Raw genomic sequence first — 11,812 nt, 5'->3', positions numbered from 1 at the left:
GGGGCAAGCCCCCTCCCACATTAGTGCTGCTGCGACCTTAGAGACCGTAGCTCATCAGGCGCTCGTAGCGACGGGCCAGCAGCGCTTCGTTATCCAGCTTTTTGAGCATCGCCAGTTGCGAACCCAGTTCGGCACGGATAGTGGCAGCGGCGGCGGCCGGATCGCGGTGGGCGCCGCCCAATGGCTCGGCGATCACTTTGTCGACGATACCCAGGCCCTTGAGGCGATCGGCAGTGATGCCCATGGCTTCGGCAGCGTCCGGCGCCTTCTCTGCGGTTTTCCACAGGATCGAGGCGCAACCTTCCGGCGAGATCACCGCGTAGGTCGAATATTGCAGCATGTTCAGCTGATCGCAGACGCCAATGGCCAGTGCACCGCCGGAACCACCTTCACCAATCACGGTAGCGATGATCGGGGTTTTCAGGCGGGCCATCACTCGCAGGTTCCAGGCAATCGCTTCGCTCTGGTTGCGCTCTTCGGCATCGATACCCGGGTAAGCACCCGGGGTGTCGATGAAAGTCAGGATCGGCATCTTGAAGCGCTCGGCCATTTCCATCAGGCGGCACGCCTTGCGGTAGCCTTCCGGACGCGGCATGCCGAAGTTGCGGCGTACTTTCTCGCGCACTTCACGGCCTTTCTGGTGACCGATGACCATGACCGGCTGGTCGTCCAGGCGAGCGATACCGCCCACGATGGCCGCGTCGTCGGAGAAATGGCGATCGCCGTGCAGCTCGTCGAACTCGGTGAAGATGTGCTGAATGTAGTCCAGGGTATACGGACGGCGCGGGTGGCGGGCCAGGCGCGCGATCTGCCAGCTGGTCAGCTTGCCGAAGATGTCTTCGGTGAGCGTGCTGCTCTTGTCTTGCAGGCGAGCGATCTCATCGCCGATATTCAGCGAATTGTCATTGCCGACCAGGCGCAGCTCTTCGATCTTGGCTTGCAGGTCAGCGATCGGCTGTTCGAAATCAAGAAAATTCGGGTTCATAAGCGTCCGTCTTGGGTCGACGGCCAAGGGTTGCCTGGCCAGCCGGTTGTCTATTCGCGCCCTACCTTAAGGGAGAGGCGCGTTTAGGTCGAGATTAAATGTTCAGCCGAGGTCAGGCGTTCTGACCGTCAACGGTATTGGAGGAAGACGTTGTCACGGCCGAACTGGTCACGCAAAGCTTGAATCAAGCCGTCAGCGGGATCAATTCGCCACGTCTCGCCAAACTGCAACATGGCCTTGGCGTCGTTGCCGGTGTACTCCATGGTCACCGGGCAGGCGCCACGATGACGCTTGAGCAGGTCACCCAACCAGCGTAGCTGATCGCCCTTGAGGGCTTCGGTCTTCACCTTCAGGCGCAGGCTTTCGGCCAGGTTGGTGCGCGCATCTTCCATGCTCATCACCCGCTTGATCCGCAGGCGCAAGCCGCCGGAGAAGTCATCGTTGCTGACCTCCCCTTCCACCACCACCATGGCGTCGGTTTGCAGCAGCGATTGCGCAGAGTGAAAGGCGTCGGCAAACAGCGACGCCTCGATCCGGCCCGAGCGGTCGTCGAGGGTGATAAAGCCCATCTTGTCGCCCTTTTTGTTTTTCATCACCCGCAGGGCGATGATCATGCCGGCGACGGTCTGGGTATCCCGCGCCGGTTTCAGGTCGATGATGCGTTGACGAGCGAAACGACGGATCTCGCCTTCATATTCGTCAATCGGGTGACCGGTGAGGTACAGGCCCAAGGTGTCTTTCTCACCCTTGAGGCGCTCCTTGAGGGTCAGTTCCTTGGCCTTGCGGTGGTTGGCGTACACATCCGCATCTTCTTCGACGAACAACCCGCCAAACAGGTCGGCGTGGCCGCTGTCGTGGGTGCGGGCGGTCTGTTCGGCGGCCTTGATCGCTTCTTCCATGGCGGTGAGCAGCACCGCGCGATTGCGATCGATATTCGCCTGATACGCCTTCGGCTCATCGTGGAAATACGGCCCGAGACGGTCGAGCGCACCGCTGCGGATCAGGCCATCGAGGGTACGTTTGTTGATGCGCTTGAGGTCAACCCGTGCGCAGAAGTCGAACAGATCCTTGAACGGCCCGTCCTGGCGCGCTTCGGTGATGGCTTCCACCGGGCCTTCGCCCACGCCCTTGATCGCGCCCAGGCCATAGATGATGCGACCTTCGTCGTTCACCGTGAACTTGAACTCCGAGGCGTTCACGTCCGGTGCGTCGAGGCGCAGCTTCATGGTGCGCACTTCCTCGATCAAGGTCACGACCTTGTCGGTGTTGTGCATATCCGCCGAGAGTACCGCAGCCATGAACGGCGCCGGGTAGTGGGCTTTCAGCCAGGCCGTCTGGTACGACACCAGGCCGTAGGCGGCGGAGTGGGATTTGTTGAAGCCATAACCGGCGAATTTTTCCACCAGGTCGAAAATGTTACCGGCCAGGTCGGCGTCGATATTGTTGGTGGCGCACCCTTCAATGAAACCGCCGCGTTGCTTGGCCATTTCCTCGGGCTTTTTCTTACCCATGGCCCGCCGCAGCATGTCCGCGCCACCGAGGGTGTAGCCGGCCATCACCTGGGCGATCTGCATCACCTGTTCCTGGTACAGGATGATGCCGTAGGTCGGCGCCAATACAGGCTTGAGGCCTTCGTACTGGTAATCGGAGTGCGGGTACGCCAACTCGGCGCGGCCGTGCTTACGGTTGATGAAGTCATCCACCATGCCCGATTGCAGCGGGCCCGGACGGAACAGGGCCACCAGTGCGATCAAGTCTTCCAGGCAGTCGGGCTTGAGCTTTTTGATCAGCTCTTTCATGCCGCGGGATTCAAGCTGGAACACCGCCGTGGTTTCGGCTTTTTGCAGCAAGGTGTAGGTCGGCTTGTCGTCCAGCGGGATGAAGGCGATATCCAGCGGTTCTTCGTTGACCTTGGCGCGGTCGCGGTTGATGGTCTTGAGCGCCCAGTCGATGATCGTCAGGGTGCGCAGGCCGAGGAAGTCGAACTTCACCAGGCCGGCCGCCTCCACATCGTCCTTGTCGAACTGGGTGACCAGGCCGCCGCCCTCTTCATCGCAATAGATAGGCGAAAAATCAGTCAGCTTGGTCGGCGCGATCACCACGCCACCGGCGTGCTTACCGACGTTACGCACCACGCCCTCGAGCTTGCGCGCCATCTCCCAGATTTCGGCGGCCTCTTCATCGACCTTGATGAAGTCGCGCAGGATCTCTTCCTGCTCGTAGGCTTTTTCCAGGGTCATGCCGACTTCGAACGGGATCATCTTCGACAGGCGGTCCGCCAGGCCGTAGGACTTTCCCTGCACCCGCGCTACGTCACGGATAACCGCCTTGGCCGCCATGGAACCGAAGGTGATGATCTGGCTCACGGCGTTGCGGCCGTATTTCTCGGCCACGTATTCGATCACACGGTCGCGGCCGTCCATGCAGAAGTCGACGTCGAAGTCGGGCATGGAGACCCGTTCCGGGTTCAGGAACCGTTCGAACAGCAGGTCATATTCCAGGGGGTCGAGGTCGGTGATCTTCTGTACATAGGCGACCAGCGAGCCGGCACCCGACCCCCGGCCCGGACCTACCGGCACGCCGTTGCTCTTGGCCCACTGGATAAAGTCCATCACGATCAGGAAGTAACCGGGGAACCCCATCTGGATGATGATATCCAGCTCGAAATTCAGCCGATCGACATAGACCTGGCGCTTGGCCTCGTAATCTTCGGTGGTGTCCTTGGGCAGCAGGACGGAGAGACGCTCCTCCAGACCATCAAACGACACCTTGCGGAAATACTCGTCGATGGTCATGCCATCGGGAATCGGGAAGTTGGGCAAAAAGTGCTTGCCCAGCTTCACTTCGATATTGCAGCGCTTGGCAATCTCGACGGAGTTTTCCAGGGCCTCGGGCAGGTCGCTGAACAGCTCGGCCATTTCGTCCGCGCTCTTGAGGTACTGCTCTTCGCTGTAGTTCTTGGAACGACGCGGGTCATCCAGGGCCCGGCCTTCACCGATGCACACGCGGGTTTCGTGGGCCTCGAAATCTTCCTTCTTGATAAAGCGCACATCGTTGGTCGCCACCAAGGGCGCGCCCAGCTTGTCGGCCAGGGCTACGGCGGCGTGCAGATGCTCTTCATCGTTGGGGCGGTTGGTGCGCTGGACTTCCAGGTAGAAACGGTCGGGGAAGACCTGCATCCACTCCCTCGCCAGCACTTCGGCTTCATGGGGATTGCCACCCAGCAGTGCGATACCGATCTCGCCCTCCTTGGCGGCCGACAGCATGATCAGGCCTTCGCTGGCCTCGGCGACCCATTCGCGCTCGATGATGATCGAGCCGTTGCGCTGGCCGTCGATAAAGCCACGGGAAATCAATTCGGTGAGGTTGCGATAACCCACGCCATTCATCGCCAGCAGGCTGATGCGGCTCAGGGGGTTATCCGGGTCTTTGTTGGACAGCCACAGGTCGGCGCCGCAGATCGGCTTGATGCCGGCGCCCATGGCGTTCTTGTAGAACTTGACCAGGGAGCACATGTTGTTCTGATCGGTAACCGCGACCGCAGGCATGTTCATGCCCACCAGGGTCTTGACCAGCGGTTTGATCCGTACAAGGCCGTCGACCAGGGAGTATTCAGTGTGCAGGCGCAGGTGAACGAATGAAGCCGGCATAGTGATCCTGTCCAGAAACTTAGAAACAACAAGGCCCGGGATTGTACCGGGCCTTGGCAAAAACATCAGCCTTGCGACTAAACCTCGCTGAGGTTCTCGCGCAGCTCATAAGCCTGGCGCACCGGGGCAAACGAGCGCCGATGGATCGGCGTTGGGCCGAGACGGGCCAGGGCTTCCAGATGAACGGGCGTCGGATAGCCTTTATGGCCCCCGATGCCGTAGCCGGGGTAAATCAATTCGAAGGCAGCCATTTCACGGTCTCGGCTGACCTTGGCCAGGATCGACGCGGCGGCAATGGCTGGAACCTTGCTATCGCCCTTGACCACCGCCTCAGCCGGCATCGCCAGCTTCGGGCAACGGTTGCCGTCGATCATCGCCAGTTTTGGCGTGATATGCAGGCCTTCAACGGCACGCTGCATGGCCAGCATCGTGGCGTGCAGGATGTTCAATTCGTCGATTTCTTCGACTTCGGCCCGGGCGATATGCCAGCTCAAGGCCTTTTCACAGATTTCGTCGTAGAGTTTTTCACGACGCGCTTCGGTGAGTTTTTTCGAGTCGTTGAGGCCCAGGATCGGGCGGTTCGGATCCAGGATCACGGCCGCCGTCACCACCGCGCCACACAGCGGGCCGCGCCCCACTTCGTCAACGCCGGCCACCAGTTCGTGGGTTTGGGCAACCAGGCTGAAATCCAGGCCTATTTGCGTGCTCATAAAGCTTCCTGTTTTTGGCCGATCAAGGTCAATACCGCGTCGGCCGCCTGGTTCGATGCATCACGGCGCAGGGTGCGGTGAATGTCGTCAAAACCGCGGGTCTGTTCTTCGCCGCCGTCGATCAAGGGTAGTAGGGTTTGCGCGAGGGCTTCGGGCGTTGCATCGTCCTGCAACAACTCCGGCACCAACAGACGCTGGGCCAGCAAGTTGGGCAAGGAGATGTAGGGACTTTTGACCATGCGCTTGAGAATCCAGAAAGTCAGTGGCGCCAGGCGATAGGCCACGACCATCGGGCGCTTGTAGAGCAGGGCCTCCAAGGTCGCGGTACCTGAAGCGATCAGCACCGCATCACAGGCCGCCAGGGCCAGGTGCGACCGACCGTCGAGCAGGGTCAATGGCAGATTGCGACCGACCAGCAGTGTCTCGATTTGTGCACGCCGTTGCGGGCTGGCGCAGGGCAACACGAACCGTACCCCGGGCTTCAAGGCTTGAAGGCGCTCGGCAGCATCGAAAAACACGCTGGCAAGACGGCCCACTTCGCCGCCTCGACTGCCCGGCATCAGCGCAACGAGCGGGCCTTCGGGCAACCCCAGTTCGGCACGCGCGGCTGCGCGGTCAGCCTGCAAAGGAATGCTGTCGGCCAGGGTATGCCCGACAAACCTTACCGGCACGCCCTTCTCCTCGTAGAACCTGGCTTCGAACGGCAACAGGGTCAACATCAGGTCGCAGCCTTCGCGGATCTTCAACACACGCTTCTGCCGCCACGCCCACACAGAGGGGCTGACGTAGTGCACGGTCTTGATCCCGGCCTGACGCAACTTGAGTTCGATATTGAGGGTGAAGTCCGGCGCATCGATGCCGATAAAGACATCGGGCTTTTCTTCGATCAACGTCTGGATCAGCAGCTTGCGACGAGCCAGGAGCTCACGCAGGCGACCCAGCACCTCGACCAGGCCCATGACCGACAGACGCTCCATAGGGAAGTACGACGTCAGGCCTTCGGCCTGCATCAGCGGGCCGCCGACGCCGATAAACTCCACCGCAGGGTGCCGGGCCTTGAGTGCCCGCATCAGACCTGCGCCCAAAATGTCGCCGGAAGCTTCTCCGGCCACCAGCGCGATACGCAGAGTAGCCATGATCAGCGGGTGATGCCGCGGGTCGACGCCTGGATCGAGTCACGGAACACCGCGACTTCCGGAAACAACGCTGCCGGCTCGGCCAGTTGGATCAACGCCTGGTCCACCGTCAGCCCCTGACGGTAGACCACCTTGTAGGCGCGGCGCAGGGCGTGGATCGCCTCTTCGCTGAAGCCACGACGGCGCATGCCTTCGAAGTTCATGCTGCGGGCTTCGGCCGGGTTGCCGAACACCGTGACGAACGCCGGAACGTCCTTGCCGATGGCAGTGCCCATGCCGGAAAAGCTGTGGGCGCCAATATGGCAATACTGATGCACCAGGGTAAAACCGGACAGGATCGCCCAATCGTCAACGTGTACATGGCCAGCCAACGCGGTGTTGTTGACCAGGATGCAGTGGTTGCCGATCACGCTGTCATGACCGATATGGGCATAGGCCATGACCAGGTTGTGATCACCCAGCGTGGTCTCGGCACGATCCTGCACGGTGCCACGGTGAATGGTCACGCCTTCACGGATGATGTTGTGATCACCGATTACCAGGCGGGTTTCTTCACCCTTGTACTTCATGTCCGGGGTGTCTTCGCCTACCGAGGAAAACTGGTAGATGCGGTTATGTTTGCCAATGCGGGTCGGACCCTTGAGGATCACGTGCGGCCCGATGACAGTCCCCTCGCCGATTTCCACACCTGCGCCGATGATCGACCAGGGGCCGACCTCAACGTCGGCGGCCAGTACGGCCGACGGATCGATGATTGCGCGAGGGTCAATCAAACTCATAGTTTGCGTTCCGCACAGATGATCTCGGCAGAGCAAACCGGCTTGCCATCTACCGAGGCCTGGCATTCGAACTTCCAGATCTGGCGCTTGCAGCTGATGAACTTGGCTTCCAGGATCAACTGGTCACCCGGGGTAACCGGGTTGCGAAAGCGCAACTTGTCGGAGCCGACGAAATAGTAAAGCGTGCCGTCGGCAGGCTTGAGGTCGAGCATTTTGAAACCAAGGATACCGGCAGCCTGGGCCATTGCTTCGATGATCAATACGCCCGGCATGATGGGATGCGCGGGAAAGTGACCGTTGAAGAACGGTTCGTTGATGCTGACATTCTTGTAGGCACGAATGCGCTTTTCCTCAACATTGAGGTCCACTACACGGTCCACCAGCAGGAACGGGTAACGGTGAGGCAGGTATTCGCGAATCTCGTTGATGTCCATCATTTCGGGGGGAAGCCTGTAATAAAGATTGGGGGCGGGCGACTAAACGCACGCCCCGCTAGCAAATCAAGGAGGCAGTCTAGCGGCTGTGCACACTTGATATGGAAATGGTATCAGCCTTCTGATGAAGCATTACCGCCAGGGGTCACGTCCCCAACACGCTTTTCCAGCTGTTTGAGACGTCGAGCCATGTCGTCGAGCTGCCTCAAACGTGCTGCGCTCTTGCGCCATTCAGCTGCGGGCTGCATGGCGGTACCAGATGAGTAGGCCCCCGGTTCGGTAATCGAGTGGGTCACCATGGTCATACCGGTGATGAAAACGTTGTCGCAAATATCGATATGCCCCACCAGCCCTACGCCACCGGCGAGCATGCAATGCTTGCCGATCCGGGTGCTGCCGGAAATGCCTACACACGCGGCCATGGCGGTGTGATCGCCAATCTGCACGTTGTGGGCGATCTGGATCTGGTTGTCGAGCTTCACGCCGTTACCGATCACGGTATCGGCCAGGGCTCCGCGATCGACAGCCGTGTTGACACCGATTTCCACGTCGTCGCCGATCAATACACCGCCGACCTGGGCAATCTTGTGCCAGACGCCCTTGGCGTTGGCAAAACCGAAGCCTTCACCACCGATCACGGCACCCGACTGAATGACCACACGTTCACCGATGCGCACGTCGTGGTACAGGGTCACGCGAGGTGCCAGCCAACCGTCGGCGCCGATTACACAGCGAGCGCCGATAAAGCAATGCGCACCGACCGTTACACCGGCCGCGATGCGTGCACCGCTCTCGATCACCGCAAACGCACCGATGCTGGCCGCAGGGTCAACCTGGGCATCATCGGCGATAACCGCAGACGGATGAACACCACCTGCTGCCTTGGGCTTCGGGTCGAACAGATGCGACGCCTTTGCGTACGACAGGTAGGGGTCAGCCACTACCAGGGCATCCCCGGCATAACTCTCGGCGTCAGCGGCCTTCAGCAACACGGCTGCGGCCTGGCAGTCGACCAGGTATTTACGGTATTGGGGGTTTGCGAGGAAGCTCAACTGAGCTGGGCCAGCCTCCTGCAAGGTGGCTAGCCCAGTAATTTCCTTCTCCGGGGAACCACGCAAGGTGGCTCCCAGGAACTCGGCCAACTCGCCGAGCTTGATAGTCGCGGTCATGGCTTACTTCAGCTGGTTCATGCGCTCGATCACCTGACGGGTGATGTCGTATTGAGGCTTGACGTCAATCACTGCGCCACGCTCGAACACCAGGTCAAAGGCACCTTTCTTGATGACTTCTTCCACGGCGCTGTCGAGTTTAGGCTTCAGCTGTTTCAGCATTTCACGGTCGGCAACAGCCTTGGCTTCGTTCAGCTCCTTGGATTGGAACTGGTAGTCACGGGCCTTTTGCTTGAACTCAAGCTCCAGACGCTCGCGCTCGCCTTGCTGCATCTTGTCGCCACCCGCTACCAGACGGTCCTGGATACCCTTGGCGCTGCTTTCCAACGTCTTGAGCTTGGTCAGTTGCGGACCGAATTTTTTCTCGGCATCCACGGCGTATTTCTTGGCCGCATCGGATTCCAGCAGGGCCATCTGATAGTTCAGGACGGCGATTTTCATTTCGGCGAAGGCCGGGGTGGCTACCAGCACGGTGGCCAGCAGAACCAATTGAGTCAACTTACGCACGATGTACTCCTACAGAATCCGTTGTCGTTATCTTGGGTCAGACGCTTAGAACGTCTGGCCGAGGGAGAATTGGAAAATCTGGGTTTCAGCGTTATCCGGTTTCTTGATCGGCATGGCCAGAGCAAAGCTCAACGGGCCAAGCGCAGTCACCCAGGTCACACCGACACCCACCGAGCTCGCCAGGTTGCTGAGGCTCACGTCGTTGCACTCAGTCCGTGACTTCACGCCGCTTGGGTTGGTGATCTGTTCGCACTTGGAGTCGAAAACGTTACCCACATCCCAGAAGACCGAAGTACGCAGGGACCGCTGATCCTTGACGAACGGCAGCGGGAACAGGATTTCCGCACCACCCTGGATCAACACGTTACCACCGAATGGCAGCGGGTCGTTGTCGGAGTCAGCTACGGTGCCCTGGTTACCGGTCACACCAACGCCACGGCTCGGTGTACCACGTGGACCCAGGGTGCTGTCCTTGAAGCCCCGCACGGAGTTGAAGCCACCCGCGTAGTAGTTCTCGTAGAACGGCAGCCCATTGGTGGAACCATAACCGTCGCCATAACCCAGCTCGGTGTGCAGGCGCATGGTGTAGTTATCGCTCAGCGGCTGGAACAACTGGCCACGGTAGTCGAGCTTGAAGAACGACAGGTCGCTGCCCGGCGTCGTTGCTTCCAGCGTCAGGCTCTGGGAATGGCCACGGGTGGCAAGCACGCCTTTGTTCAGGGTCGACTCGGACCAGCCGGCGGACGCCTTGAAGTTCAGGAACTTGTCGCCTTCCTTGCGAGTGAAGTCGAAGATCTCGTCCACGGTGTACACACCGGTCTTGATCTCATCCTGTTGCGCAGTCAGGCCGAAGGTCAGGCGCGAGGTCTCGCTGATCGGGTAACCGATGTTGGCGCCTACGCCCAGGCTGTCGATTGCATAGCTGGCTACGTCGACGTCAAGGTCTTTGTAGTCGGTGGTGCGATAGAAGGCGTTGTAGCCCAGGCTGACACCGTCCGCGGTCCAGTAGGGGTCGACATAACCGAAGTTATAACGGCTCTGGTATTCGCTTCGGGTCAGGCCGATGGACACCTTGTTACCGGTACCCAGGAAGTTGTTCTGGGTGATGGAACCACCGAGGATCAGGCCGGCACTCTGTGCGAAACCGACACTGGCGGTGATCGAACCCGACGCTTGCTCTTCCACGGCGTAGTTCACGTCAACCTGGTCATCCACACCCGGTACGGCTGGCGTTTCGACGTTCACTTCCTTGAAGAAGCCCAGGCGCTCAAGACGGGTCTTGGACTGGTCGATCAGGTAAGTCGATGCCCAGCCACCTTCCATCTGGCGCATTTCGCGGCGCAGCACTTCGTCCGCGGACTTGGTGTTGCCACGGAAGTTGATGCGGTTCACGTAGGCACGCTTGCCTGGGTCGACGACAAAGGTGATGTCCACGGTGTGGTCTTCATCGTGGGGGGTAGGCACGCCGTTGACGTTGGCGAAGGTATAGCCTTCGTTACCCAGGCGACGGGTGATCAGTTCGGACGTGGTGGTCATCAGCTTGCGCGAGAACACCTGGTCTTTCTGCACCAGCAACAGGGCCTTGACCTGGTCTTCAGGCACTTTCAAGTCGCCGCTGAGCTTCACGTCACGAACCTTGTACTTCTCGCCTTCGTTGACGTTGACAGTAATGTAGACGTGCTTCTTGTCCGGGGTGATGGACACCTGGGTCGAAGCGATATCCATGTTGATATAGCCACGGTCCAGGTAGTAGGAACGCAGGCGTTCCAGGTCACCGGAGAGTTTTTCGCGGGCGTACTTGTCATCGTTCTTGAAGAACGACAACCAGTTGGTGGTCTTGAGCTCGAACAGGTCGATCAGGTCTTCATCAGCGAACTTGGTGTTGCCCACCACGTTGATGTGCTGAATGGCCGCCACGGTACCTTCGTTGATGTTGACCTTGAGGCCGACACGGTTACGAGGCTGCGGCACGACTTCCGTTTCCACGGTCGCGGAGTAGCGACCCTGGGCAACGTACTGGCGCTGCAGTTCGTTACGCACACCTTCAAGGGTGGCGCGCTGGAAGATCTCGCCCTCGGCCAGGCCGGATTGCTTCAAGCCTTTCATCAGGTCTTCAGTGGAGATCGCCTTGTTGCCTTCGATCTCGATACTGGCGACGGAAGGTCGCTCGACGACGGTGATGACCAGGACGTTACCTTCGCGACCCAGTTGGATGTCTTGAAAGAACCCGGTTTTGAACAGCGCACGAGTGGATTCCACCAGGCGACGGTCATCAGCCTGTTCCCCGACGTTCAACGGCAAGGCACCAAAGACACTACCCGCGGAAACCCGCTGGAGGCCGTTGACGCGAATATCGGAGATGGTGAAGGACTCGGCGTGAACTTCGGCGATCATCAATACGGTGAGAACCGCAGTTAGCAGCAGACGTTTCATGAAGTCCTT

Annotated in this window: 9 protein-coding genes; all 9 read right to left on the bottom strand. The window is 59.7% G+C overall.

Going from position 1 to position 11,812, the window contains the following annotated elements; genetic code table 11:
- Window positions 1–37: 37 nt before the first annotated feature.
- The 9 genes from BLW22_RS03985 to bamA all read right to left on the bottom strand — a co-directional run bounded on the left by BLW22_RS03985 (window position 38) and on the right by bamA (window position 11,803).
- On the bottom strand, window positions 38–985 hold the full coding sequence (locus BLW22_RS03985; RefSeq protein ID WP_016976871.1) for an acetyl-CoA carboxylase carboxyltransferase subunit alpha: 948 nt from the start codon (window positions 983–985) through the stop codon (window positions 38–40).
- A gap of 128 nt (window positions 986–1,113) precedes the next feature.
- A complete protein-coding gene (gene dnaE, locus BLW22_RS03980; RefSeq protein WP_065926453.1) occupies window positions 1,114–4,635 on the bottom strand; it encodes a DNA polymerase III subunit alpha in 3,522 nt (1,173 codons plus the stop codon).
- Between the two features lie 77 nt (window positions 4,636–4,712).
- Window positions 4,713–5,345: a ribonuclease HII gene (gene rnhB / locus BLW22_RS03975; protein ID WP_027604470.1), complete on the bottom strand. Its 633-nt coding sequence runs from the start codon at window positions 5,343–5,345 to the stop codon at window positions 4,713–4,715.
- Entirely contained in the window at window positions 5,342–6,481 is a 1,140-nt protein-coding gene (gene lpxB / locus BLW22_RS03970; RefSeq protein ID WP_065926454.1) for a lipid-A-disaccharide synthase, read from the bottom strand. Before lpxB ends, rnhB begins: the two co-directional genes overlap by 4 nt.
- Window positions 6,482–6,483: 2 nt before the next feature.
- The gene (lpxA, locus tag BLW22_RS03965; protein WP_027604472.1) at window positions 6,484–7,260 is read right to left on the bottom strand and encodes an acyl-ACP--UDP-N-acetylglucosamine O-acyltransferase; all 777 of its coding nucleotides are present in this window, start codon (window positions 7,258–7,260) and stop codon (window positions 6,484–6,486) included.
- On the bottom strand, window positions 7,257–7,697 hold the full coding sequence (gene fabZ, locus BLW22_RS03960; RefSeq protein ID WP_003172281.1) for a 3-hydroxyacyl-ACP dehydratase FabZ: 441 nt from the start codon (window positions 7,695–7,697) through the stop codon (window positions 7,257–7,259). The genes lpxA and fabZ overlap by 4 nt, the downstream gene beginning before the upstream one ends.
- Window positions 7,698–7,807: 110 nt before the next feature.
- Window positions 7,808–8,863 (bottom strand): UDP-3-O-(3-hydroxymyristoyl)glucosamine N-acyltransferase, encoded by a 1,056-nt coding sequence (gene lpxD / locus BLW22_RS03955; RefSeq protein WP_065948794.1) that lies wholly within the window; start codon window positions 8,861–8,863, stop codon window positions 7,808–7,810.
- A gap of 3 nt (window positions 8,864–8,866) precedes the next feature.
- Entirely contained in the window at window positions 8,867–9,370 is a 504-nt protein-coding gene (locus tag BLW22_RS03950; protein WP_003219314.1) for an OmpH/Skp family outer membrane protein, read from the bottom strand.
- 45 nt (window positions 9,371–9,415) lie between these two features.
- Entirely contained in the window at window positions 9,416–11,803 is a 2,388-nt protein-coding gene (gene bamA / locus BLW22_RS03945) for an outer membrane protein assembly factor BamA (RefSeq protein ID WP_053137245.1), read from the bottom strand.
- Window positions 11,804–11,812 lie beyond the last annotated feature (9 nt).

The organism is Pseudomonas marginalis (assembly GCF_900105325.1).
Lineage (GTDB): Bacteria > Pseudomonadota > Gammaproteobacteria > Pseudomonadales > Pseudomonadaceae > Aquipseudomonas > Aquipseudomonas marginalis.
The sequence above is the reverse complement of the archived record's forward strand: the minus strand, read 5'-3'. Positions and strand labels throughout refer to the sequence as shown.

Coding starts and splice junctions, on each gene's coding strand:
- lpxD (WP_065948794.1), bottom strand. CDS start 8,863: ATGACCGCGACTATCAAGCTCGGCGAGTTGGCCGAGTTCCTGGGAGCC.
- lpxB (WP_065926454.1), bottom strand. CDS start 6,481: ATGGCTACTCTGCGTATCGCGCTGGTGGCCGGAGAAGCTTCCGGCGAC.
- fabZ (WP_003172281.1), bottom strand. CDS start 7,697: ATGATGGACATCAACGAGATTCGCGAATACCTGCCTCACCGTTACCCG.
- lpxA (WP_027604472.1), bottom strand. CDS start 7,260: ATGAGTTTGATTGACCCTCGCGCAATCATCGATCCGTCGGCCGTACTG.
- dnaE (WP_065926453.1), bottom strand. CDS start 4,635: ATGCCGGCTTCATTCGTTCACCTGCGCCTGCACACTGAATACTCCCTG.
- BLW22_RS03985 (WP_016976871.1), bottom strand. CDS start 985: ATGAACCCGAATTTTCTTGATTTCGAACAGCCGATCGCTGACCTGCAA.
- rnhB (WP_027604470.1), bottom strand. CDS start 5,345: ATGAGCACGCAAATAGGCCTGGATTTCAGCCTGGTTGCCCAAACCCAC.
- bamA (WP_053137245.1), bottom strand. CDS start 11,803: ATGAAACGTCTGCTGCTAACTGCGGTTCTCACCGTATTGATGATCGCC.